Origin of the sequence: Pseudomonas sp. Marseille-Q0931 (assembly GCF_940789645.1) — a bacterium.
In the GTDB taxonomy this organism is placed as follows: domain Bacteria; phylum Pseudomonadota; class Gammaproteobacteria; order Pseudomonadales; family Pseudomonadaceae; genus Aquipseudomonas.
Genome location: NZ_CALNWT010000001.1, coordinates 618,509 through 639,786, shown reverse-complemented (window position 1 = coordinate 639,786; position 21,278 = coordinate 618,509). Strand labels below are relative to the sequence as shown.

General features: G+C 62.4%; 24 protein-coding genes and 1 other RNA gene. 8 read left to right on the top strand and 17 right to left on the bottom strand.

What is annotated here, in order from left to right:
• Positions 1–147: 147 nt before the first annotated feature.
• From P3C50_RS03130 to P3C50_RS03120, 3 genes are read left to right on the top strand one after another with little or no spacing between them, the layout of a single operon-like run.
• On the top strand, positions 148–573 hold the full coding sequence (locus tag P3C50_RS03130; protein ID WP_275544845.1) for an organic hydroperoxide resistance protein: 426 nt from the start codon (positions 148–150) through the stop codon (positions 571–573).
• Between the two features lie 56 nt (positions 574–629).
• Positions 630–890 carry a DUF2790 domain-containing protein gene (locus P3C50_RS03125; RefSeq protein ID WP_275544844.1) on the top strand — a complete coding sequence of 87 codons (261 nt, stop codon included), beginning with the start codon at positions 630–632 and terminating at the stop codon, positions 888–890.
• A gap of 36 nt (positions 891–926) precedes the next feature.
• Positions 927–1,943 carry an alpha/beta hydrolase gene (locus P3C50_RS03120; RefSeq protein WP_275544843.1) on the top strand — a complete coding sequence of 339 codons (1,017 nt, stop codon included), beginning with the start codon at positions 927–929 and terminating at the stop codon, positions 1,941–1,943.
• Between the two features lie 145 nt (positions 1,944–2,088).
• Here P3C50_RS03120 and P3C50_RS03115 read toward each other — a convergent pair whose 3' ends face one another.
• The 6 genes from P3C50_RS03115 to P3C50_RS03090 all read right to left on the bottom strand — a co-directional run bounded on the left by P3C50_RS03115 (position 2,089) and on the right by P3C50_RS03090 (position 7,294).
• Positions 2,089–3,456: an aspartate aminotransferase family protein gene (locus P3C50_RS03115; RefSeq protein ID WP_275544841.1), complete on the bottom strand. Its 1,368-nt coding sequence runs from the start codon at positions 3,454–3,456 to the stop codon at positions 2,089–2,091.
• 23 nt (positions 3,457–3,479) lie between these two features.
• The gene (locus P3C50_RS03110) at positions 3,480–4,826 is read right to left on the bottom strand and encodes a glutamine synthetase family protein (RefSeq protein ID WP_275544840.1); all 1,347 of its coding nucleotides are present in this window, start codon (positions 4,824–4,826) and stop codon (positions 3,480–3,482) included.
• Positions 4,827–4,852: 26 nt separating this feature from the next.
• Complete coding sequence (locus P3C50_RS03105; RefSeq protein ID WP_125836536.1) at positions 4,853–5,410, bottom strand: helix-turn-helix domain-containing protein; 558 nt, start codon at positions 5,408–5,410, stop codon at positions 4,853–4,855.
• Positions 5,411–5,426: 16 nt separating this feature from the next.
• Positions 5,427–6,716 carry an NAD(P)/FAD-dependent oxidoreductase gene (locus P3C50_RS03100; RefSeq protein ID WP_275544839.1) on the bottom strand — a complete coding sequence of 430 codons (1,290 nt, stop codon included), beginning with the start codon at positions 6,714–6,716 and terminating at the stop codon, positions 5,427–5,429.
• A gap of 111 nt (positions 6,717–6,827) precedes the next feature.
• On the bottom strand, positions 6,828–7,127 hold the full coding sequence (locus P3C50_RS03095; protein ID WP_275544838.1) for an antibiotic biosynthesis monooxygenase family protein: 300 nt from the start codon (positions 7,125–7,127) through the stop codon (positions 6,828–6,830).
• A 20-nt stretch (positions 7,128–7,147) separates the two neighbouring features.
• On the bottom strand, positions 7,148–7,294 hold the full coding sequence (locus P3C50_RS03090; protein WP_275544837.1) for a hypothetical protein: 147 nt from the start codon (positions 7,292–7,294) through the stop codon (positions 7,148–7,150).
• A gap of 327 nt (positions 7,295–7,621) precedes the next feature.
• On the opposite strand from P3C50_RS03090, the gene P3C50_RS03085 reads away from it, so the two are divergent.
• Entirely contained in the window at positions 7,622–8,569 is a 948-nt protein-coding gene (locus P3C50_RS03085; protein WP_275544836.1) for an AraC family transcriptional regulator, read from the top strand.
• 219 nt (positions 8,570–8,788) lie between these two features.
• Here P3C50_RS03085 and P3C50_RS03080 read toward each other — a convergent pair whose 3' ends face one another.
• Positions 8,789–9,937 (bottom strand): acyl-CoA dehydrogenase family protein, encoded by a 1,149-nt coding sequence (locus P3C50_RS03080; protein WP_275544835.1) that lies wholly within the window; start codon positions 9,935–9,937, stop codon positions 8,789–8,791.
• A 72-nt stretch (positions 9,938–10,009) separates the two neighbouring features.
• On the bottom strand, positions 10,010–10,444 hold the full coding sequence (locus P3C50_RS03075) for a DUF4157 domain-containing protein (protein WP_275544834.1): 435 nt from the start codon (positions 10,442–10,444) through the stop codon (positions 10,010–10,012).
• Positions 10,445–10,660: 216 nt separating this feature from the next.
• Here P3C50_RS03075 and P3C50_RS03070 point away from each other — a divergent pair, with 216 nt between their 5' ends.
• Positions 10,661–11,077 carry a hypothetical protein gene (locus P3C50_RS03070; protein WP_275544833.1) on the top strand — a complete coding sequence of 139 codons (417 nt, stop codon included), beginning with the start codon at positions 10,661–10,663 and terminating at the stop codon, positions 11,075–11,077.
• Between the two features lie 35 nt (positions 11,078–11,112).
• Here the strand turns inward: P3C50_RS03070 and recR are convergent, their stop codons facing one another.
• The 3 genes from recR to dnaX form a co-directional block, all read right to left on the bottom strand.
• Positions 11,113–11,712 (bottom strand): recombination mediator RecR, encoded by a 600-nt coding sequence (gene recR / locus P3C50_RS03065; protein WP_197859469.1) that lies wholly within the window; start codon positions 11,710–11,712, stop codon positions 11,113–11,115.
• Between the two features lie 257 nt (positions 11,713–11,969).
• Positions 11,970–12,296: a YbaB/EbfC family nucleoid-associated protein gene (locus P3C50_RS03060; RefSeq protein WP_003460931.1), complete on the bottom strand. Its 327-nt coding sequence runs from the start codon at positions 12,294–12,296 to the stop codon at positions 11,970–11,972.
• Between the two features lie 71 nt (positions 12,297–12,367).
• Positions 12,368–14,494 (bottom strand): DNA polymerase III subunit gamma/tau, encoded by a 2,127-nt coding sequence (dnaX, locus tag P3C50_RS03055; protein ID WP_275544832.1) that lies wholly within the window; start codon positions 14,492–14,494, stop codon positions 12,368–12,370.
• Between the two features lie 459 nt (positions 14,495–14,953).
• Between dnaX and P3C50_RS03050 the strand changes: the two genes are divergently transcribed.
• Together P3C50_RS03050 and P3C50_RS03045 are read left to right on the top strand one after the other, a co-directional pair.
• On the top strand, positions 14,954–15,175 hold the full coding sequence (locus P3C50_RS03050) for a hypothetical protein (RefSeq protein ID WP_197859471.1): 222 nt from the start codon (positions 14,954–14,956) through the stop codon (positions 15,173–15,175).
• Positions 15,176–15,231: 56 nt separating this feature from the next.
• Entirely contained in the window at positions 15,232–15,519 is a 288-nt protein-coding gene (locus P3C50_RS03045; RefSeq protein ID WP_197859472.1) for a DUF3509 domain-containing protein, read from the top strand.
• Between the two features lie 132 nt (positions 15,520–15,651).
• On the opposite strand, the gene ffs is transcribed toward P3C50_RS03045, so the two are convergent.
• Together ffs and P3C50_RS03035 are read right to left on the bottom strand one after the other, a co-directional pair.
• Positions 15,652–15,748, bottom strand: an RNA gene (ffs, locus tag P3C50_RS03040) — signal recognition particle sRNA small type.
• 104 nt (positions 15,749–15,852) lie between these two features.
• A complete protein-coding gene (locus P3C50_RS03035; protein WP_275544831.1) occupies positions 15,853–17,487 on the bottom strand; it encodes a methyl-accepting chemotaxis protein in 1,635 nt (544 codons plus the stop codon).
• A 319-nt stretch (positions 17,488–17,806) separates the two neighbouring features.
• On the opposite strand from P3C50_RS03035, the gene P3C50_RS03030 reads away from it, so the two are divergent.
• Positions 17,807–18,085 carry an HU family DNA-binding protein gene (locus P3C50_RS03030; protein WP_197859434.1) on the top strand — a complete coding sequence of 93 codons (279 nt, stop codon included), beginning with the start codon at positions 17,807–17,809 and terminating at the stop codon, positions 18,083–18,085.
• A gap of 53 nt (positions 18,086–18,138) precedes the next feature.
• On the opposite strand, the gene P3C50_RS03025 is transcribed toward P3C50_RS03030, so the two are convergent.
• The 4 genes from P3C50_RS03025 to P3C50_RS03010 all read right to left on the bottom strand — a co-directional run bounded on the left by P3C50_RS03025 (position 18,139) and on the right by P3C50_RS03010 (position 21,277).
• Positions 18,139–18,540 carry a cupredoxin domain-containing protein gene (locus tag P3C50_RS03025; protein WP_275544830.1) on the bottom strand — a complete coding sequence of 134 codons (402 nt, stop codon included), beginning with the start codon at positions 18,538–18,540 and terminating at the stop codon, positions 18,139–18,141.
• Positions 18,541–18,733: 193 nt separating this feature from the next.
• Entirely contained in the window at positions 18,734–19,105 is a 372-nt protein-coding gene (locus P3C50_RS03020; protein ID WP_275544829.1) for a hypothetical protein, read from the bottom strand.
• A 70-nt stretch (positions 19,106–19,175) separates the two neighbouring features.
• Entirely contained in the window at positions 19,176–20,603 is a 1,428-nt protein-coding gene (gene arcD / locus P3C50_RS03015; protein ID WP_275544828.1) for an arginine-ornithine antiporter, read from the bottom strand.
• A gap of 71 nt (positions 20,604–20,674) precedes the next feature.
• Complete coding sequence (locus tag P3C50_RS03010) at positions 20,675–21,277, bottom strand: glutathione S-transferase family protein (RefSeq protein WP_275544827.1); 603 nt, start codon at positions 21,275–21,277, stop codon at positions 20,675–20,677.
• Between the last annotated feature and the right edge of the window lies 1 nt (position 21,278).

Genomic DNA, 21,278 nt, shown 5'->3' with positions numbered 1-21,278 from the left:
AAAAATTAAATTCCTATAACCAAATCTTCCTAACATTTAACTTGTGCACTAATGTTTTGCGCATTACAGTTCGCTCCATGGAAACGGTTAGCGCACAAGACATTAGCGAACCACTCCATCACCACATTACCTGGAAGGATCTCCGCCATGACTATTGAAAACGTTCTCTACCGTGCAACTGCTGAAGCCTTCGGTGGCCGTGAAGGCCGCGCAGTGTCCTTCGACGGCATCCTCGACATCGCCCTGACCACCCCGAAAGAACTCGGTGGCGCCGGCGGTAACGGCACCAACCCGGAACAACTGTTCGCCGCCGGTTACTCCGCCTGCTTCCTCGGCGCCCTGAAGTTCGTCGCCGCCCGCGACAAGCTGAGCATCCCGGCTGACACCTTCATCGAAGGCACGGTCGGCATCGGCGCCATCCCCACCGGCTTCGGCATCGAAGTGGAGCTGCGCATCAGCCTGCCCGGCCTGGAGCGCGACGCCGCACAAACCCTGGTGGATCGCGCGCACATCGTCTGCCCGTACTCCAACGCCACCCGCGGCAACATCGACGTCACCCTGACCATCGTCTGACAGACAGCAGCCAGCGCTCGCAGCCATAGCCCGAGCGCGGCGCCAAGAGGAGAACCATGAAAACCCGCACCCTGTTCGCCACCGCACTGACCGCCATCGCTCTCAGCGCGTCGCTCACCACCCTGGCCCAAAGCGCCGAGGCCACGCCCTACCGCTACGGCCAGAACCTGGATATCGCCAAGGTGATTTCCATCGACGTGCCCAATAGCGCCCAGTGCGAAGTGGTCACGGCACAGATGACCTACCGCAACAGTGCGGGTGAGGTGGAAACCCTCAGCTACGAGCAGCTTTCCAGCGTTTGCACCAACCAGAACTGACAGCCAGCAGCCCAATTGATCGAAAGGAGTTTGACCATGAACATTTCTCGCACTCTGACCGCCGGGCTGCTCGCCCTGGCCATCAACAGCAGCTTCGCCGCCGGCAGCCCCGGCGTGGAGCGCAGCACCCAGGGCTTCCTCGATGCCCTGGCAGCCGGTAGTGGCCAGCCGCTGGAAACCCTCTCGCCGAAAGACGCCCGCGCCGTGCTGATGGGCGCTCAGGCCAGTGTCGAGGTGGATCTGTCCGGCATCATCGTGGACACCAAGGTAATCCAGGTGAATGGTCAGCCACTCACCCTCAAGGTGGTACGTCCTGAAGGTGCTCGCGGCATTCTGCCGGGCTTCATGTTCTTCCACGGCGGTGGCTGGGTGTTGGGTGATTATCCGACCCACGAACGCCTGATCCGAGACCTGGTGGTGGGCTCCGGCGCAGCCGCTATCTATGTCGACTACACGCCGTCGCCGGAGGCCAAGTATCCGACCGCGATCAACCAGGCTTATGCCGCCACCAAATGGGTGGCCGACAACGGCAGCCAGATCGGTGTCGACGGCTCGCGCCTGGCGGTGGCCGGCAACAGCGTCGGTGGCAACATGGCTGCCGTGGTCGCCATCAAGGCCAAGGAGGCTGGTACACCGAAACTGCGCGCCCAGGTACTGCTGTGGCCAGTGACCGACGCCAACTTCAACAACGCCTCCTACAACCATTTCGCCGAAGGCCATTTCCTGACCCGCGGCATGATGGAATGGTTCTGGGACAACTACACCACCGACGCCAAGCAGCGTAACGAGATCTACGCATCGCCACTGCGCGCCAGCCTGGAACAGCTCAAAGGCCTGCCGCCGGCGCTGGTGCAGACCGCCGAGATGGATGTGTTGCGAGACGAAGGCGAAGCCTACGCCCGCCGCCTGAACGCCGCTGGCGTACCGGTAACCGCCGTACGCTACAACGGCATGATCCACGACTACGGCCTGCTCAATGTCCTGGCTGAAGTGCCGGCGGTACGCAGCGCCATGGACCAGGCCGCGCAGACGCTGCAGAACAGCCTCAAGTAAGCGCTGAAAAACGAAACCCCGCGACCGTTGCCGATCGCGGGGTTTTCTTTTGCTCATTCTCCTTCGCGGCTAAAGCCGCTCCTACGCAAAAGCTACGCCTGTAGGAGCGGCTGGGCGGCATTCCGCTTCAGCCGCGAATCACGCGTTACGCCAGACTACGGACCTGCTCCCAGGTCAGATCCAGGCACTTGCGCGCTTTCTCTACCAGCTCATCCACTTCCGCCTGGCTGATCACCAGTGGCGGCGCGATGATCATGGTGTCACCCACCGCGCGCATGATCAGGCCATTGTTGAAGCAGTGCCCACGGCAAACCATGCCCACACCCACATCGCCAGAGAAGCGCTTGCGCGTCGCCTTGTCCTGCACCAGTTCGATGGCGCCAAGCATGCCGACGCCGCGCACTTCGCCCACCAGTGGGTGATCCGCCAGCTCACGTAGACGTTTTTGCAGGTAGGGCGCGGTTTCTGCCTTCACCCGCTCGACAATTCCTTCGTCCTTGAGGATGCGCAGGTTCTCCAAGCCCACCGCCGCCGCCACAGGGTGACCGGAATAGGTGAAGCCGTGGTTGAAGTCGCCATGCGCCTCGATCACTTCGAACACCTTGTCGCTGACGATCAACCCGCCCATCGGCACGTAACCCGAGGTCAGACCCTTGGCGATGGTCATCAGGTCAGGCTTGAGGTCGTAGTACTGGCTGCCGAACCACTCGCCGGTACGACCGAAGCCACAGATCACCTCGTCGGCGACGAAGAGAATGTCGTACTTGGCGAGGATTTCCTTGATCCGCGGCCAGTAGGTCTCTGGCGGGATGATCACGCCACCGGCGCCCTGGATCGGCTCGGCGATAAAGGCTGCGACCTTGTCTTCGCCCAGTTCGAGAATCTTCTTCTCCAACTGATCGGCAGCCCAGATACCGAACTCTTCCGGCGACTTTTCGCCGCCCTCGCCGAACCAGTACGGCTGCGGGATATGGGCGATACCGGGGATCGGCAGATCACCCTGCTCGTGCATGAACTTCATGCCGCCGAGGCTTGCACCGGCCACGGTGGAGCCGTGGTAACCGTTGTCGCGGCCGATGATGATTTTCTTGTTTGGCTGACCCTTGCACGCCCAGTAGTGGCGCACCAGGCGCAGCATGGTGTCATTGCCTTCCGAGCCCGAGCCGGTGAAGAACACGTGGTTCATGCCGGCCGGCGCTAGTTGGGAGATGGCGTGGGCCAGCTCCAGCACCGGCGGGTGGGCGGTCTGGAAGAAGGTGTTGTAGAACGGCAACTGGCGCATCTGCGTAGCGGCAGCCTCGACCAGTTCCTCACGACCATAGCCAACGGCCACGCACCACAGGCCGGCCATGCCGTCGAGGATCTTGTTGCCCTCGCTGTCCCACAGGTGCACGCCCTTGGCCTCGGTGATGATGCGCGGACCTTTTTCGGCCAGCTGCTTGTAATCACTGAACGGCGCCAGGTGGTGGGCCTGGCTCAGGGCCTGCCAGTGTGCGGTTTTCGAGTGGTTCATGTCGCCTCCTTCGATCCGTGACATCACAGGTACCAGCGGTATTCCCGCGGGCTGATGTCGTGCATGAAGGCCAGGTGATCCTGGCGTTTGTTCTCGCAATAAACCATGACGAACTCGCTGCCAAGGCCGGCCGCGACGCGCTCGCTGGCCTGCATACGGCGCACGGCGTCAAGCATGTCGTTGGGGAAGCCGACACCGCTTTGACGGTCGTCATTCAATGGTGCGATGGGCTCGATCTTGGCATCGAGGCCCTGCTCGATGCTGGTCAGCAGCGCCGCCAGCACCAGGTAGGGATTGGCGTCCGCGCCCGGCAGGCGGAATTCCAGGCGCAGGTTGCGTGCGTCCGACTCGGGAATACGCACGCAGGCATCGCGATCCTCGAAGCCCCAGCTGGCCTTGCTCGCCGAGTTCACCTGGGCACCAAAGCGGCGGTAGCTGTTGTGGTTCGGCGCATAAATCGGCATCAGATCCGGCAACAGTTCCAGGCAGCCGGCCACGGCATGACGCAACGGTCGCTGCTCATCACCGGCCAGCAGGTTGCCGCCAGCCTCGTCGTACAGGCTGACATGGATATGCATGCCGCTGCCCGGATACTGCAGGTACGGCTTGGCCATGAAGCTGGCCCGATGACCATGCTTCAGCGCCACGCCTCGGGTCAGCCGGCAGAACAGCGCCGACCAGTCGGCTGCCTGCATCGGGTCGGTGCTGTGGCTGAAGTTGATCTCGAACTGCCCAGGGCCGATCTCGGCGGTGATCACCGTGGTATCGATGCCCTGCAGCCGCGCAGTCTCGGCAATATCGTCAAGCACGTCGGCAAAGCGCGAGAGCCGCTCGATGTGCATGTTCGGTTGGTCATCGGCATCACCGCTCACGTCATCGCGCGGGTACTGCGGCAGCCCCTCCTTCAGCGTCTTGTCGAACAGGTAGAACTCCAGCTCGAATGCCACCACCGGCCGAATGCCACGTGCAGCCAGGCGCTGCACCACCCGCGCCAGCACCTCGCGCGGCTCGAACTCGATGGGCGCTTCGGTGCCATCGGAGCTGATCAGCATCTGCCCCAGCGGCAGGCGCTCCCAATTCACCAGTTTGAGCGTGCCGGGAATCAAGCGCCGTGGCGCGTCCGGGTCACCGTCATGAAAGCAGTAGTCGCCGATCTCGTAGAGCCCGCCCTGGGCGCCGAGCAGCACGCAGTTCTGCGGCAACTTCAGGGCACTGCCGGCAGCGACCTTCTCCAGCATCTCGATGGGGTAGCGTTTGCCATAGAAATGCCCGGGAATGTCCAGGCAGATCAGGTCGACGAAGCGCACCTCGGGGTGGGCCTGGCGGAATTGACGGACTTCGTCGAGCAGCTCGACTCGGGTGGCGTTCATTGTGGTTATTTCCGGTTCACGGGAGGTCAGGTGTAGATCCACAACACCCTCGCGGGGGTGTCGCCCTGGTTGGCATAACGCAGGCGCGCATAGCTCGGCACCTGGAAAACATCGCCGGGATACAGGGTGGCACTCTGTTCGTCCTCACCCAGCCAGAGTGTCAGCTGGCCTTCGAGGACATAGCCGGCCTGCTCGGAGCGGTCGCTCATCTGCCGCTCGCCACTGCTGGCGCCTGGCTCGAGCAGGCTGTCGACCACCATGAAGGCGCCCTGCAGGGTGGGCGACGCCATGATGTCGGTGATGCCGCCGGCCAGGTACAGGGTGCGGCGTTCGTCCGGCCGGGTGACCCAGTCCAGCGCCTTGGGCTTGGGCAGGCTGTAGAAATAGGTGGTCGGTACGTCGAGCGCCTCGGCGATGGCGGTCAGATCCTCCACCGTCGGGCGCGACAGACCCCGCTCGACCTGCGATAGAAAGCCCACCGAACGGCCGATGCGCTCGGCCAGCTCGTTGAGGGTGACCTTCTTGTGCTTGCGCAGGTCGTGGATGAGCACGGCAAGGGCCGCCATTTCCAGATTCTTGTCCATTTCAGGGCTGTCCATTTCAGAAGCTGTCTCTCAGTCGGTACCAGGCCTTGCCGATGGCCTCGAGCGGCGCCGCAAGGCGCTCGCCGAATGGAAATTCAGGGTTGCGCAGCTGCCGGTACAACGCCAGTTCATCGCCATTGCCAAGGATGGCATCGCTGACCGCTCGCGCAGCCGCAAGGGTCGGCAGTACGCCATGACCGGAGAAGCCCTGCAGCCAATAGCGGCCGTTCTCGCCGCCGACATCCGGAGTGCGCGCACGGGTGATATCGATATGCCCGCCCCAGGCGAAGTCGATGGCTACGCCTGCCAGCTGCGGGAAGACGCGCTCGAGGAAAGGCCGCGTGGCAGCAGCCATGTCCTTTGGCAGGCCGCCCAGGTAGGTGCAGCCACCACCGAACAGCAGACGGTGATCCAGCGTACGGCGGAAGTAATCGAGGACGAACTGGTTGTCGGTGACGCAAGCGTTGCGCGGCAGCAATGCCTCGGCACGCTCGGCGCCCAGCGGCTCGGTGGCGATCTGGTAGGTGCCGACCGGCAGGATACGCCGCGCCAGGCGTGGCGCCAGATCGTCGATATAGGTGTTACAAGCCAGCACAAGTTGATCGGCCTGCACGCTGCCCTGCTCGGTGCGTACCCGGTAGCCGTCGCCCAGCTTATCCTGGCTCAGCGCACGGCTCTGCTCGAAGATCTGCCCACCGGCGCGAACGAAGGCCTCGGCCAGACCCAGTGCCAGCTTGAGCGGGTTGAGATGCCCAGCCTCGGGATCGTAAAGACCGGCCTGGTAGCGGTCGCTGGCGACCCACTCCGGCATCTGCTCACGGGAGACGAATTGCAGCGCGCGGTGCCCCCATTTATAGGCGGCCTGCTCCTGCCATTCATGCAGCAGTGCCACACGCCTTGGCAGCACCGCCGTCCACAGATGGCCACGGCGGTAATCGCAATCGAAGCCATGCCGTTGCGGTAGTTCGCGTAGCTCGCGGGCCGACCAGGCCATACCGTCCCAGAGGTGGCGGGCACGATCGAGGCCGAGGGCCTTTTCCAGCGGCGGCATATCGCAGGACCAACCGAGAATCGCCTGCCCGCCATTGCGCCCCGAGGCGGCCCAGGCAACGCGGCTGGCCTCCAGCACGATCACTCGCCGCCCCGCTTCTGCAAGACGCAGAGCGGTATGCAGACCACTGAAACCCGCGCCGATCACCAACACATCGCACTGCAGGTGCTCCTGCAGTGCTGGATACAGCGTCAGTCGATCTCTGCAGCCATGGGCGTAGTAGCTGTCGACGTGCTCACTGGCGTGGCGAAACATAGACGACTCATGAAATTTGAATTAATTAATTTCATGAAAATCTATAGAGATAAATTCATAAAGGCAAGCCGAGCGGCTAAGGCAGGCGCCTCGGCAACTCTAGATACGGCCTCAGGCGACCTGCTGCTGCAGCTCTACCGCACATTCGAGATGAGCGAACAGCCCCTCGTCTATCGCTTGCGCCAACACCAGGCGCAGACCTTCGCTGCCGAGGAACGCGTCTCGCGCCGCCGCTGAGCGCCATTGACCCTCCACCTGCCAGGTCAGCGGGTCATTGCGTAACGAGAACACGCGCAGACCCAGGCAACCGGGCAGCTCACGCCCTACTTCGTCCAGCCGGGCCAGACACTGGCCCAAACGGATCGAGCGTTCAGGGCGGGCGCGAATGGTCATACGGTGAATGATGCTCATGGCAACCTCCTGGAATTGAATCAGTACAGACCGGCAGCATTTCGCTGCAATACGTGGGGGGCCGCTTGCGGCTCGGCGAAAGCCGCTTCGCCAACGGCCCTGGAGTCGAGCCAGGCCGTGGCGAGCAACAACAATGTCAGCGGCGCGATCAACCATTTGCTGGACATCGCTCGCTCCTTGATTGGCTTGTTGGGCACCACTCAGCGGGTGACAAGGCTAATGCATGCGTTCGGGCCGACGCTGAGGCACGGCGCGATGGCTACAGAGATTAGCGAGAGGGTCATTGGGGCGTTAGTCGATTACTGGCAAATCATTGCCTAATACTGCCTACCAGAAACGATGAACAGCCCTCCAGTTTGAGCGTCAGGAATCATGAAACACTCTGTATAACTGGTCATTTGCCCATTACTGGCAAATATTTGCCTAATCCTGCCGCCCCTCATGACTTGCCTGAAAAACCTGGCTAGGCTTCGCTGACTTTCCGGAGGCGCGTCATGCAGTCACCCATTCACACCGCCACAAATCTTGATACTCCGCTTGCCGATCTCAGTCATGAACTGGCGCGCCTCGTTGAGCGCTTCGTGCCCGAGGACGGTTTGCATCTCACGGCCATTCCCGGCCTAAAGCTCGCGCGCGCCACCACGCCGAGCCTGCCGATGCAGACAGTCTACGACCCCTGCCTGTGCATCATCGCCCAGGGTCGCAAGGAAATACGCCTGGGTGACGAGCTCTATGTCTATGACCCGCTTAATTACCTGGTGGCGTCGGTGGTGCTGCCGGTTACTGGCCGGGTGATCGAGGCCAGTCCGGAAGCGCCGTACCTGAGCCTGGCCTTGGAAATCGACCCGGCGCTGATCAGCAGCCTTCTGACCGAGATGCCGCCCATCCCGGCGCCAGACGCGGCCTCGCAACGCGCGCTGTTTCTCGACCGTCTCGACCCGCGCCTACTGGACGCAGTGATTCGCCTGCTGCGCCTACTGGAAACCCCGCGCGACATCGCCATGTTGGCGCCGTTGGCTCTGCGCGAGATCTTCTATCGGATGCTGCTCAGCCCGCAGGGCCATCGTCTGCATGAAGTGGTGATAGCCGACAGCCAGAGCCAGCGCATCTCCCGCGCCATCGAATGGCTACGCAAGAACTTCGACCAGCCGCTGCGCATCGAGGAGCTGGCCCGCGAGGTGAACCTGAGCCCGTCGACGCTGCATCACCGCTTCAAGGCCGTCACCGCCTTCAGCCCGCTGCAATACCAGAAGCAATTGCGCCTGCAGGAAGCTCGCCGCCTGATGCTGTGCGACAACCTGGAAGCGGCCGCGGCGAGCTACCGCGTAGGCTATGAAAGTCCATCGCAGTTCAGCCGCGAGTACAGCCGCCTGTTCGGCGCCCCACCGCAGCGCGATATCGCCCGCCTGCGCCAGGCCGCGCAAAACCAGGTAGCGTCCTGATCACCGATTTCCGTGGGAGGCGCTTCAGCGGCGAGCTTTTTCGTCTCGTTTAGGCTAATCGCGGCTGAAGCCCCTCCTACGCCAGCAGCTACAACCCCATCTGCTTGGCAATGATCTCGTTCATGATCTCCCGCGTGCCACCGCCGATGGAAACAATGCGGTTGTCGCGGTACAGGCGTTCGACCAGGCTTTCGCGCCATAAAGGCCCAGATGCCGTTTCTACAGCCCCATCTGCTTCGAAATGATCTCGTTCATGATCTCCCGCGTGCCGCCGCCAATGGAGAGGATTCGATTGTCGCGGTACAGGCGCTCGACCAACGATTCGCGCATGTAACCCATGCCACCCATGATCTGCACTGCATCGTAGGTGAGGCGGTCGGCGATATCGGTCGCAAAGTTCTTGGCCATGGAGATCTCCTTGATCACGCTTCTGCCGGCCGCCATCTGCGCGGCCTGACGATAGGTGAACTCACGGGAGACTTCGAGCTGCGTGGCCATCTCGGCCAGGCGGTGCTTGAGCACCTGAAACTTGCCCACCGGCTTGCCGAACGCCTGGCGCTCGCGCGCCCACTTCATTGACTCTTCCAGCGCCAGTTGCGCGGTCATGTTGGCCATGATCGCCAGGCTCAGGCGCTCGCTCTGGAAGTTGGCCATGATGCAGGCGAAGCCGGCGTTCTCCACACCGATCAGGTTGTCCACTGGCACCTTGCACTCATCGAAGAAGAGCTCGGCCGTGTCGGACGCCCACCAGCCCATCTTCTTCAGTTTGCGACCAACGGTGAAACCCGGAGTGCCCTTCTCCACCAGCAATAGGCTGACGCCGCCAAAGCCCTCACCACCGGTACGCACCGCCACCGTGTAGTAATCGGCACGCACGCCGCTGGTGATGAAGGTCTTGCTGCCGTTGATACGGTAGTGGTCGCCTTCGCGCACCGCACGAGTCTTGAGATTCGCTACGTCAGAGCCGCCGGAAGGCTCGGTCACCGCCAGCGCCATGATTTTCTCGCCAGCCAGCACCCGCGGCACCACGCGCTCGCGCACGGCGGGCCTGGCCCACTTGACGATGGGCGGCAAGCCGATATCCAGCGAGCCGAGCCCGGCCACCAGTCCGCCCGAGCCACTGCGCATCAGTTCCTCGCTGGCCGCAACCTTGGCGAACACGTCACCCTCATGACTGCCGCCATACTGCTCGGGGTAGCCGATACCGAGAATGCCCGCGGCACCTGCCTTGAGATAGAGCTCGCGCGGGAATTCCTCGGCCTCCTCCCATTCGTCGATATGCGACAGGATTTCACGCTCGACGAAACGCCGGACGGAATCGCGAACCAGTTGGTGAGACTCATCGAAATACGACTGAGGGGCGGCCATGCGGGTAACTCCCGTTATTGTTTTGGCCACCCTAACCTAGCGCTTGCTTGGTATTCAAGCGAGCGTTTTAACTCACTCTTGCAGCGCCCTTCTCACCCGCGCCTGCATCGCATAGGCAGGTTCCTCCACCGAATTAAAGTCGCGTGTGTAGCGGCGGGCGAATTCGGCCGTGCCCCATTCGCGGTATTGCTGCACATGCCAAAGCTCATGCGCCCAGAGCGATGCATCGCCCTCGGCCGCCTCGCGACTGCGGAAAACCACGACGTCGACCAGTGTCACGGCCTGTACATCCGGGTTCTGCAGCAGGACGCTGGCAGCATCCATTTCCTCGGTCATGCCGGCGCGAAAACGAACCCCGTCCAGCAGCTCGCTGTCGTAAAAAGACGAGAGCTGCGCACGAATCATCAGCGGCATGGATTCGGTTCCGGCATTCAACGTGGCCTGGCGCGATTGCAGCAGCCAGGCCTCCAGGCGCGCCGAAGCCAGATTCAGACCGTCCTCGCGCATGCGTATCGGGTCGGGAATGCAGATGCACGAACCCAGGCATATCTGCATCTGGCCAGTCGGACATTGGGCGAAGGCAGTGCAAGGCGCCCCTAGAAGGAGCCATAGGCAAGCACGGCGCAGGGAAGCAGCGATCACGGGAGTACCGTATCCGGGGATGAGGCGCCATCTTGGCAGCAGATGGTCGTCGACGCCATGCGACTGCCGAGGAGATGCACCATGCAAATTATCCGGATTGCACTGATTGCCTGCTTGCTGGCCGGTTGCGCCGCGAACCTGGACTACCGGGCGCAACCGCTCTCCGAGGCGCAGGCCTACGAAGCGATACACACTGCTGCGCTGCAGCAGAAAGAGATCACCCACCCCGATGCCCTGTACCTGGACAGCCGTTACCTGGGCTTTCGCGAGCAGGGCGAGGCCAGCACGCCGAGCGACATCGGCGAGCGCATCTACTTCAATAGCCTGGGGCCGGTGGTGCTATACCAGCAACGCGACGATTATCTGGTTCGCTTACAGCACCTGGACGGCACAACGTTGCGCACGTTCCGCCTGGCTGAGCGCGAACAGGCCGAACGCTTGGTCGATGCGTTGATCCATTATCGAGAAAACGCCCCACAATTCAGCGGCCTCAAGTAAGCGCCAGCCCAACCACAGGTGCGGCTGGACTATGCTTACAGGCTGATCGGGCGCCGACCGGCCAAGGCGTGCGCCAGCGTGCCGCCGTCGACCAGCTCCAGTTCGCCACCCAGCGGCATGCCATGAGCGATACGCGAGGCGACCAGGCCCTTGCCCGCAAGAATCTGGGCGATGTAGTGCGCTGTCGCCTCGCCTTCCACCGTGGGATTGGTGGCGAGGATCACTTCGCTGAACGCACCTGCATCGATGCGTTCGAGCAACTCGGGAATGCCAATGGCTTCCGGCCCCAGGCCGTCGAGCGGCGAGAGGTGCCCCTTGAGCACGAAGTAGCGACCGCGATAGCCGGTCTGCTCCACCGCATGCACATCCATTGGACCTTCTACCACGCACAACAGGCTGTCGTCGCGGCGCTCGTCCAGGCAAAGCTGGCACAGCTCATCTTCGCTCAGGCTGCGGCAGCGCTTGCAGTGCCCCACCCCCTCCATCGCCGCATTCAACGCCTGCGCCAGACGCTGCCCGCCACTGCGATCGCGCTCGAGCAACTGCAGCGCCATGCGTTGCGCCGTCTTCTGCCCCACACCGGGCAGGATGCGCAGGGAGTCGATCAACTGGCGAATCAGGGGGCTGAAGCTCATGGCGTTCCTACAGGTTGATGGCCCGGATGCAATCCGGGGAAACAGGGCATACAAGCGACCCGGATTGCATCCGGGCTACACACCGAAACGGATCGTCTTCAGCCTCATCTGCACGATCGACTCCGTAAGAGTGGCGATCAGGCGGCGTACAGGGTAAGGCGCGGGCGGACGAGGAACCGCAGTGTGCTGGAGCACATGAGGATTCCGAGTCCGCCGGCAACGCAGCCATGTGCGTCGACTGGGCGGCACAAGGCCTGTCAGAAGGGCATTTTGAAGCCGGGGGGAAGCTGCATCCCCGCCGTCATGCCGGACATCTTTTCCTGGCTGTTCTGCTCGACCTTGCGCACCGCGTCATTGACGGCAGCAGCGATCAGATCTTCCAGCACTTCCTTGTCTTCCTGCATCAGGCTGTCGTCCAGAGTGATGCGCTTGACGTCGTGGCGACCGGTCATCACCACGCTCACCAGGCCGGCACCGGACTGGCCGGTGACTTCGGCATTGGCCAGCTCTTCCTGCATCTTCTGCATTTTTTCCTGCATCTGCTGGGCCTGCTTCATCAGGCCTGCCATGCCACCTTTCATCATGTCGGTATCCTCGGCGTTCGGGGTTAACAAGTCATTGAAAACTAATGCGTGCTGGCCGTCGTGAAAACGACCTAGCTGGGCGTGTCGATCGGTTCGATGCTGTCGTCGCGCACCTTGGCGGCGAACTGCTGAATCATCTGCTGTACCAGCGGGTCGGCCTGGATCGAGGCCTCGGCACTGCGCTGGCGTTCGGCGCGGCGGCGCGCCGCAGCCTGTGCCGGGGTTTCCTGCTCAGGTTTGCACAGTTCGATACGCAATTTGATGCTGCGGCCCTGCTGCTGGTTCAGCGCTTCATTGAGACGACGCTGCTGCGTGGTGTTGAACAGCGCGCTGTGTGCCGGGTCCAGGTGCAGCAGCCAGTCGTCGCCATTGGCCTCGATCAGCGTGCAGTTGGCGGCGATGCTGCCGGTCATGCCGCCCAGACCAAGCTGCGGGAACAGCGACAGCCATTCTGCCGCCAGGCCGGTAGCGGGCTTGGCGGCCGGCAGGGGCTCTTCGATCACAGGCGTTTCGGCCTCGGGCTGGCCGAAGTCGTAATCGAGCGTTTCGGCGTCCATTTCAACGTAGTCGTAGTCGCCAGGTGGTGGTTCGTCGTCACCGCCATCGGCTTCCACCACCAGCGGCACGGCCTCGCTCGCAGCCGCCTCGACAACGGCCGCAGTTGGCAGCGCAACGGGTTCTGGCTGCGGCGCGACAACAGGCTGAGCGGGAGCAACGGCTGGCTCCGGCACCTCGGCCGTTGCCCAGGGCACATCGACGACCTGCGCAGGAGCGGCTGGCTCTGGCTCTGGCTCTGGCTCTGGCTCTGGCTCTGGCTCTGGCTCTGGCTCTGGCTCTGGCTCTTGCGACAGGCTGACAGCTGGCGCTGCAGGTAATGCAATACTCGGCGCCGACTCACTCACCACAGGCTCGGCGCTCGCAACCGCAGCGACGGGACCGGGCTCAACAGCCGGCGCAGCGACAGGCGCCTGAACAGGTACAGCGGCGACAGCAGCTGGAGCAGAAACCACGGGAGCCGGCATAGCGGTGCCGGCCACTGGGTTCTGTTGGGAATCAGCAGTGGCCTGGCTGATCCCCAAGGGCTTTAGCGTGACCTTTGGCGCGTCATCGGCACCGCCCGGACGGAAAGCCAGCATCCGTAGCAGGACCATCTCGAAGCCGCCGCGCGGTTCGGGCGCGAGGGGCAAGTCACGACGACCGATCAGGCCCATCTGATAATAGAACTGCACGTCTTCGGCCGGCAGCGCCTGAGCCAGCTGCAACACGCGCTCGCGATCACCCTGGCCGTTGTCCACGGCCTCCGGCAAGGCCTGGGCGATGGCCACGCGGTGCAGCACGTTGAGCATTTCCGCCAGCACGCCGTTCCAGTCAGGCCCTTGCTCGGCCAGATGACGCACTGCCTCGATCAACGCCCGCGCATCACCTTCTATCAGCGCATGCAGCACGCCGTAGACCTGTCCGTGATCCAGCGTGCCAAGCATGGCGCGCACATCGGCGGCCAGCACCTTGCCTTCACCAAAGGCGATGGCCTGGTCAGTCAGGCTCATGGCGTCACGCATCGAGCCATCGGCAGCGCGGCCGAGCAGCCACAACGCATCGTCCTCGAAGGGTACGCTCTCGGCGGTCAGAACATGAGTCAGGTGCTCGACCACACGCTCCGGCGGCATGTTCTTCAGCGAGAACTGCAGGCAGCGCGACAACACGGTGACCGGCAGCTTCTGCGGATCGGTGGTGGCCAGGAGGAACTTCACGTGAGGCGGCGGCTCTTCCAGGGTCTTCAACAGCGCGTTGAAGGAGCTGGTAGAGAGCATGTGCACTTCGTCGATCAGGTAGACCTTGAAGCGGCCACGACTCGGCGAGTACTGCACGTTGTCGAGCAGCTCGCGGGTATCCTCGACCTTGGTGCGGCTGGCGGCGTCCACTTCGATCAGGTCGACGAAGCGCCCCTCGTCGATCTCCCGGCATACCGAGCAGGTACCGCAGGGCGTGGAGCTGATACCGGTTTCACAGTTGAGGCACTTGGCGATGATTCGCGCGATAGTGGTCTTGCCGACACCACGGGTCCCGGTGAACAGGTAGGCGTGGTGCAGGCGCTGGCTGTCCAGGGCGTTGATCAGGGCTTTGAGCACATGGGTCTGGCCGACCATTTCGCGGAACGAGCGCGGACGCCATTTACGTGCAAGAACCTGATAACTCATGGAAAACCGTCATGTGAAGAAAGCAAAAGTGGGCTAATCCTAGCGGAGCAACCGGCAAATTGCATCCGCCATCCGAGCCCCAAGGCGGCCGGGCATGAGCTCGGCAAATAGCACTGGTCAATTCTTGAACAATGGCGTATCATTCGCGCCGTTCGTACCACGCTGTAAGTCAAAAAGGCCGTAGCGCCTCCTCGCTGGTTTCCCGGTTCAACGTCTAGCGCACCCTGCGCTGCCGCCCTCCCCGATCCCACCTGCTGACTGACCAGGCCGACTCGCCACTTATCGGCGCTGTTTCTCTGCCTGCCTCCGACGTACCGACCACGCCGAAGAACCGTAACAATGGAACTTTATCGTGCCCATAAAGCTCCGAATGGTTTACCTAGCAGGCCGCTTTTCGGCCGACCTCATGGAGCAAAGCGCGCATCGATGCGCACACCGTTTTAAGGAAAACCTAACAACATGAATACTCAACATCAGATCCAGAAAGCCATCAGCACGCTGACCCACGCCTTCGCACCTTTCGACTGCCGTATTCAGGCAACGCGCAAGGGCAGCTTCAGCTTTACCTTGGTCGACAAGACCGGCATTGCCCAGTACAGCCAGCGCCTGTATCCCGGCCAGTACAACGACGACTCGCTGCAACAGGTGATCGAGCGTACCCGCCAGTCGCTCACGGCCTGAACCAATCCACCATCCCGAGGTCGAAGGTGACCAACCATCAGGATGGAGTGGGATATTTGGAACTCACCAACCAGCAACTCGTCGATCACCTGTTCAACCCGCTGCGTGCCAGCTTCAGCTCACCACGCCCGGACGGCAGCATCATCCTCGCCCTGCTCGACGAGAGCGACAGCACCGTATACAGCCGAGTCCTGGCCAAACTTCAAGTCGACGACCAGAGCGCCTTCGCCCAGAGCCTGGAAGAGATTCGCCTTGAGTTGGCCCTACGCGCCGGCAATATTCCCGCCGACCTGCGCAAGACGCTCAAGGAACAGGACAGCGTGTTGAACTACCGCATCGCCTAATTCCGCCCAAAGATCAAAGCCCGCGCCATTGCGCGGGCTTTTTCTTGCACGCAGGAAAACGCTCGACGCGATATGCGACTTGAAAAAGAGGGAATCAGGAAGCTGGCAAACGCCCGGAAAACTGGAGGTGGACCCTACCAGCCACACCCCGGCACTCGATGTCACCGCTGCGGCTGCTCCCTTCCGGGCCTGACCGGGTTCACGGCTGATCAATGCGAGGGGACCGGCAGGGCCACCATAACGCTGCCCACCATTGCGATGGGCCGCGCCATTGTAACGACTAAACGTAAACTTACAACTGCTTCAAACACTTAGATACGCAAGTCGCTCACCTCAAACGCGGAAACGGCCCACCAATTGGGCCAGGCCAAGGGACAACTCGGACAGGTGCTGACTGGCCCGCGTGCTTTGTTCGGAAGTCTGCGCCGCCTCGTTGGAGAGGTCGCGGATGTCGCTGATGTTGCGCGCGATCTCCTCGGTGACGCTGCTCTGCTCCTCGCAGGCCGTGGCAATCTGCGCAGCCATGTCGTTGATCCGCTGCACCGAATCACCGGTCACGCTCAGTGCCTGGTCCACTCCAGCTGCCTGCTCGACGCTCTGCCGCGCCCGGGCGCTACCCGAATGCGTAGCCTTGACCGCATTCTGCACACCGACCTGCAGGCGCTCGATCATTTGCTGGATATCCTTTGTCGAGTCCTGAGTACGCGCGGCCAGCGCCCGCACTTCGTCAGCCACCACGGCGAAACCGCGGCCCTGCTCCCCCGCGCGCGCCGCCTCGATGGCCGCATTGAGCGCCAGCAGGTTGGTCTGTTCGGCGATGCCTTTGATAACCGCCAGCACTGCGCCGATGTTGGCAGTTTCCTGCTCCAGGGTCTGAATGGTGTCGGAGGCGCTTTCCACTTCCTGCGCCAGTTGACGGATCGAGTTGATGGTCACGCCGACCACCTGCGCTCCCTCGCGAGACTGCACCTCGGCATGCCGCGCGGCATCGGCGGCACTCTGCGCGTTGCGCGCGACTTCATGCACCGCCACGCTCATTTCTGTCGCTGCGGTGCTGACCTGATCCACCGCAGCATGCTCGCTGCTGATCAGCCGGTCGTTGGCCGCCGCCATTCCCGCCAGGCTCTTGGCCGAATCAGCCACTTCACCGGTTACCCGCCCGACTTCCCTGATCAAAGGCTGCAGCTTGTCGAGAAAACGGTTGAAGGCATGGCTGAGCTTGCCCAGTTCATCTCTGGACAGCACATCCAGACGCACCCGCAGGTCGCCATCGCCATCCGCGATTTGCTCGATGCGGTGGAGTAGGCTGTGCAAGGGCCGGGTCACCAATAGCGGAAAGCCGACCACCAGTGCCACGCAGACCAGCAGGCCGATGGCGATGATAAGTCCCTGCTGCCAGGCCAGAGCCTCACCGTGCGCAATGGCTTCGGTGCCGACAGCGTTGGCGGCGCTGTCTTCGAGTTCACCCAGCTTATCGATAGCGGTACGCGCTTGTTCGAAATGCACTTCGCTGTCAGCGAAACTCAGCCTACTGGCTGCGTTAGGATCGCTGTCGGCCATTTCCAATACGCGCAGAGAAGTCGCTTTCCAGCGCTCATAACCACGATCGAATTCCGCCACCAGCGCCAGCGCCTCTTTACTCGGCTGCATTGCGGCGAATTCGTGCACCCGGTCGTAGGCTTGCTGCAGGTTCTCCGCATGGGAGGCGCGAAGCTCCGCCGCATGCGCGTCGGAGTCTTCGTCGAGCAAACTGCGCTCGGCAATGAAGGCTTGATAAAGATCACGGTCTGCATTGAGCAGCAGGCTGATTGCCGGCAAATGACGATTCGTCAGCGTGGTGCTGGATTCGGCAACCTGGGTGATACCACGCATGCCCAGCGCACCCATGGTAACCAGCAAGGCAGCCAACAATAGAATCGGCAGAGCGATTTTCCAGCGAAACCCTAAATCGGCGAATGCGCGCAACATGATGGCACTCCAACAATGGGCAGGTTTCAGAAGCTTAGTCGAGCCTTGCCAAGTCGCCGTCTGGCTGCAAGAACAATGATTGGCTCAGACCAGCCTGTGCGACCGGCTCGATAGCGAGCCATGCTCGGCACCACAACCAGGCCGATGCGTTTTTTGGTCGCACGCCGGAACCACAAGGGCCGATGCGACACTAAGCCCTATCGGAAGTGCCTGCTGCGGCGCAGCCGAGCCCTATCTTTTGTGCTAGCTTTCCCACGTTTTCGGCTGTGCAGGCCTTGCCTGGCGCGCCGAACCTCTCACCTGCAAACGGAGTTACATCATGGCAATCACCAAAGACCAACTGATCAGCGACCTGGCCGAGGCCGTATCCCTGCCGAAAGCCACTGTCCGCACCCTGATCGATCAGTTGGGCGAAATTGTCGGCGACGCGCTGGAAAATGATGGTGAGATCACCCTGCCGGGTATCGGCAAACTGAAGGTGAGCGAGCGTCCGGCCCGCACCGGCCGCAACCCGCAGACCGGCAAGAGCATCGAAATCGCGGCCAAGAAAGTGGTCAAGCTGGTACCTGCCAAGGGCCTGACCGACGCGCTGAACTGATCCAGCGTCTGGCCGCGACTCGTCCTGAGTCGCGGCCATCCCCTACCCCCGCCTTACTCAGCCAGCACCTCGATGCTGCCGCGCATACCCGCCTGGTAGTGCCCGGCGATCAGGCACGCGAATTCGAATTCGCCAGCTTGATTGAACGTCCAGATCATCTCACCCTGCTGCGCTGGCGCGACGTGCGCCATGTACGCCTCACCGTGCGCCATGCCCGGTGCCTTGAGCATCTCGGCGGCATGCTCGTCCAGGGTTTGCCGTGTTCCCAGAACGAACTCGTGCATCAGCTCGCCCTCATTGCGATGGACGAAGCGGATGGTCTCACCCTGCTTGACCTGCAGCCTCTCGGGGGTGAAGCGCATGCTGTCGTCCATACGAATCTCCACGCTGCGATCGACCTTGTCGGCCTGCCCGGCGATGCCCCAGGGCTTCTGCTGCGGGGCGTGCTGCATCATGTTCATGGCGCCATGGCCGGCGTGACTGTCCTCGTGGGCCTAGGCCTGCACCGCGCTGAGCAGTGTTGCGAGCAGCAGGGCTGGCACGGTGTAAGAAGCTCTTTTCATCTATCCATCTCCAATCATTCGTATCGTTAGCGCGCAACCAGGCGCGCACGGCCAGCCAGATGCTGCCGTGTGTAAAGGTGTTCGATCAGACGAAAGAGAGACGCGGCGGACGCTCGGGCGTGTCCGGCACGATGGAGACAAGGCGCTCGTTCGATGAGCCAGGCGGCTGCGCAAGGCGCATCGGCTCGGCGTGAGCGAAGGGCTGGCTGATTACCACGGCACTGACGCAGAAGGCGCAGAGGCTGCAGACGGTGGCACTGGCCGGATGATGCGTGGCAGGTTTTGGCTTTTCGGCAGCCATCGTCGCACCATGCTGAGCGCCATGATCGACCATCCCGTGCAGCGCAGCGCTGCCATGCACCTGCTGGCAAAGCTGCAGGCCGAACGCGGCCATGGCTTGAATCGGCAGAGCCAGTATCAGCAGACAGACAAGGGCGGTATGCAGCCGTTTGCGCATGGCAGGACAAGAGAGCCAGAAGAATGCGAATAGCGATTATCCACCTCCAGCCTGCATCCTCCAACCCCACTTACAAACTCAGATGCCCGCTATACAAGCCATAACCCGCCAGCAGCGCGGTCAGCAGCACCGCGATGAAGATCAGCCATTCAAAGTGCCTGAAAACCGCCTGCCCCAGCTCCCGCTTGGCCTTGTGGAACAGCAGCACGCCCGGCGCGTAGAGCAGCGCCGACAGCAGCAGATACTTTACCCCGCCGGCATACAGCAGCCAGATGGCATAGAGCGTGGCCAGCAGGCCGACCAGCAGGTCCTTGCGACGCGTGCCGGGCTGCCCCTCGTAGCTGTCGCCGCGCAGCACCAACAGCAGTGCATAGACCGACGACCACAGATAGGGCACAAGGATCATCGACGACGCCAGGTAGATCAGCGATAGGTAAGTGCCCTGGGCGAACAGGATGACCAGCAGAAACAGCTGAATCATCGCATTGGTCAGCCACAGCGCATTGGCCGGCACCTGGTTGGCGTTCTCCTTGCGCAAAAAGGCCGGCATGGTGCCGTCCCTGGCCGAGACGAAGAGGATTTCGGCGCACAGCAATGCCCAGGACAGCAAGGCGCCGAGTAGCGAAACCGCCAGACCGATACTGATGAAGATCGCCCCCCAGCGCCCCACCACATGCTCCAGCACGCCGGCCATGGAGGGATTCTGCAGCGCCGCCAGCTCGGGCTGGCTCATCACCCCCAACGACAACAGGTTGACCAGCATCAGCAGCGCCAGCACGCCGAGAAAACCGATCACCGTGGCCTTGCCCACGTCGCTACGACGCTCGGCCCGCGCCGAATACACGCTCGCCCCTTCGATACCGATGAACACGAATACCGTCACCAGCATCATGTTTCGCACCTGCTCCAGTACGCTGCCGAACTGCGGATTGCTGCGGCCCCAGATATCGCGGGTGAAGATGTCGCGATCGAAGGCCAGCGCAACGATGACGATGAACAGCAGGATAGGCACCAGCTTGGCGACGGTGGTGATCAGGTTGATCAGCGCCGCCTCCTTGATCCCGCGCAGCACCAGAGCGTGCACGCACCACAGCAGCACCGACGCGCAGCCAATCGCCAGCGGCGTATTGCCCTCGCCGAAAACCGGAAAGAAGTAACCCAGGGTCGAGAACAGCAGCACGAAGTAACCGACATTGCCCAGCCAGGCGCTGATCCAGTAGCCCCAGGCCGAGGAGAACCCCATGTAGTCGCCAAGACCGGCCTTGGCATAGACGTACACGCCGCCGTCCAGCTCCGGCTTGCGATTGGCCAGGCTCTGGAACACGAAGGCCAAAGCCAGCATGCCCACCGCAGTGATGCCCCAGCCGATCAGCACCGCGCCCACATCAGCCCGCGCAGCGATGTTCTGCGGCAGCGAGAAGATCCCGCCACCGACCATCGAACCCACCACCAGCGCGGTCAGCGATCCCAGCCCCAGCTTGCGATTTCCATCCGACATGGCGGCTCCCTCGTACGGTTACCGCCAAACTCTAGTCGAGGCCGGCTCACCTGCCAGCCTTTTCAGGCTGCTCAGCCCAGCAGGGTGACGTGACGCGGATGGCTGGCAACGCGATCGACCCAGGCGCGTATGGCCGGGAAGGCGTCGAGGCTGAAGCCGCCCTCGTCCGCCACATGGGTGTAGGCATACAGGGCGATATCGGCGATGGAGTACTGTTCGCCAACCAGATAGGGCGTGCGTTCGAGCTGCTTCTCCATCACCTTGAGCGCCTTGTAGCCGCCGCTCAGGCAGCGTGCGTGCTCCTCACGGCGGGCTTCGGGCAAGCCCTGATAAAGCTGGATGAAGCGCGCCACCGCGACATAGGGCTCGTGGCTGTACTGCTCGAAGAACTGCCACTGCAGCACCTGGGTACGCAGCCGCGGCTCGCTGGGCAGGAACTCGCTGCCATCGGCGAGGAAGTTGAGGATGGCGTTGGACTCCCACAGGCAGGTGCCGTCTTCCAGCTCCAGCACCGGGATCTTGCCGTTGGGGTTCTTGGCCAGGAAGGCTTCGCTCTGCGTCTCGCCCTTGAGGATATCGACGTCAATCCACTGGTACGCCTCGCCCAGCAGATGCAGCATCAGCTTGACCTTGTAGCAGTTGCCCGAACGGTAATCGCCGTAGACCTTGAACATC

Coding starts and splice junctions, on each gene's coding strand:
- P3C50_RS03120 (WP_275544843.1), top strand. CDS start 927: ATGAACATTTCTCGCACTCTGACCGCCGGGCTGCTCGCCCTGGCCATC.
- P3C50_RS03070 (WP_275544833.1), top strand. CDS start 10,661: ATGCAAATTATCCGGATTGCACTGATTGCCTGCTTGCTGGCCGGTTGC.
- P3C50_RS03010 (WP_275544827.1), bottom strand. CDS start 21,277: ATGTTCAAGGTCTACGGCGATTACCGTTCGGGCAACTGCTACAAGGTC.
- P3C50_RS03110 (WP_275544840.1), bottom strand. CDS start 4,826: ATGAACGCCACCCGAGTCGAGCTGCTCGACGAAGTCCGTCAATTCCGC.
- P3C50_RS03075 (WP_275544834.1), bottom strand. CDS start 10,444: ATGCGCGAGGACGGTCTGAATCTGGCTTCGGCGCGCCTGGAGGCCTGG.
- P3C50_RS03035 (WP_275544831.1), bottom strand. CDS start 17,487: ATGTTGCGCGCATTCGCCGATTTAGGGTTTCGCTGGAAAATCGCTCTG.
- P3C50_RS03060 (WP_003460931.1), bottom strand. CDS start 12,296: ATGATGAAAGGTGGCATGGCAGGCCTGATGAAGCAGGCCCAGCAGATG.
- P3C50_RS03100 (WP_275544839.1), bottom strand. CDS start 6,716: ATGTTTCGCCACGCCAGTGAGCACGTCGACAGCTACTACGCCCATGGC.
- P3C50_RS03050 (WP_197859471.1), top strand. CDS start 14,954: ATGAATACTCAACATCAGATCCAGAAAGCCATCAGCACGCTGACCCAC.
- P3C50_RS03130 (WP_275544845.1), top strand. CDS start 148: ATGACTATTGAAAACGTTCTCTACCGTGCAACTGCTGAAGCCTTCGGT.
- P3C50_RS03125 (WP_275544844.1), top strand. CDS start 630: ATGAAAACCCGCACCCTGTTCGCCACCGCACTGACCGCCATCGCTCTC.
- P3C50_RS03090 (WP_275544837.1), bottom strand. CDS start 7,294: ATGTCCAGCAAATGGTTGATCGCGCCGCTGACATTGTTGTTGCTCGCC.
- P3C50_RS03105 (WP_125836536.1), bottom strand. CDS start 5,410: ATGGACAAGAATCTGGAAATGGCGGCCCTTGCCGTGCTCATCCACGAC.
- P3C50_RS03030 (WP_197859434.1), top strand. CDS start 17,807: ATGGCAATCACCAAAGACCAACTGATCAGCGACCTGGCCGAGGCCGTA.
- P3C50_RS03025 (WP_275544830.1), bottom strand. CDS start 18,540: ATGATGCAGCACGCCCCGCAGCAGAAGCCCTGGGGCATCGCCGGGCAG.
- P3C50_RS03085 (WP_275544836.1), top strand. CDS start 7,622: ATGCAGTCACCCATTCACACCGCCACAAATCTTGATACTCCGCTTGCC.
- dnaX (WP_275544832.1), bottom strand. CDS start 14,494: ATGAGTTATCAGGTTCTTGCACGTAAATGGCGTCCGCGCTCGTTCCGC.
- P3C50_RS03080 (WP_275544835.1), bottom strand. CDS start 9,937: ATGGCCGCCCCTCAGTCGTATTTCGATGAGTCTCACCAACTGGTTCGC.
- arcD (WP_275544828.1), bottom strand. CDS start 20,603: ATGTCGGATGGAAATCGCAAGCTGGGGCTGGGATCGCTGACCGCGCTG.
- P3C50_RS03095 (WP_275544838.1), bottom strand. CDS start 7,127: ATGAGCATCATTCACCGTATGACCATTCGCGCCCGCCCTGAACGCTCG.
- P3C50_RS03020 (WP_275544829.1), bottom strand. CDS start 19,105: ATGCGCAAACGGCTGCATACCGCCCTTGTCTGTCTGCTGATACTGGCT.
- P3C50_RS03115 (WP_275544841.1), bottom strand. CDS start 3,456: ATGAACCACTCGAAAACCGCACACTGGCAGGCCCTGAGCCAGGCCCAC.
- recR (WP_197859469.1), bottom strand. CDS start 11,712: ATGAGCTTCAGCCCCCTGATTCGCCAGTTGATCGACTCCCTGCGCATC.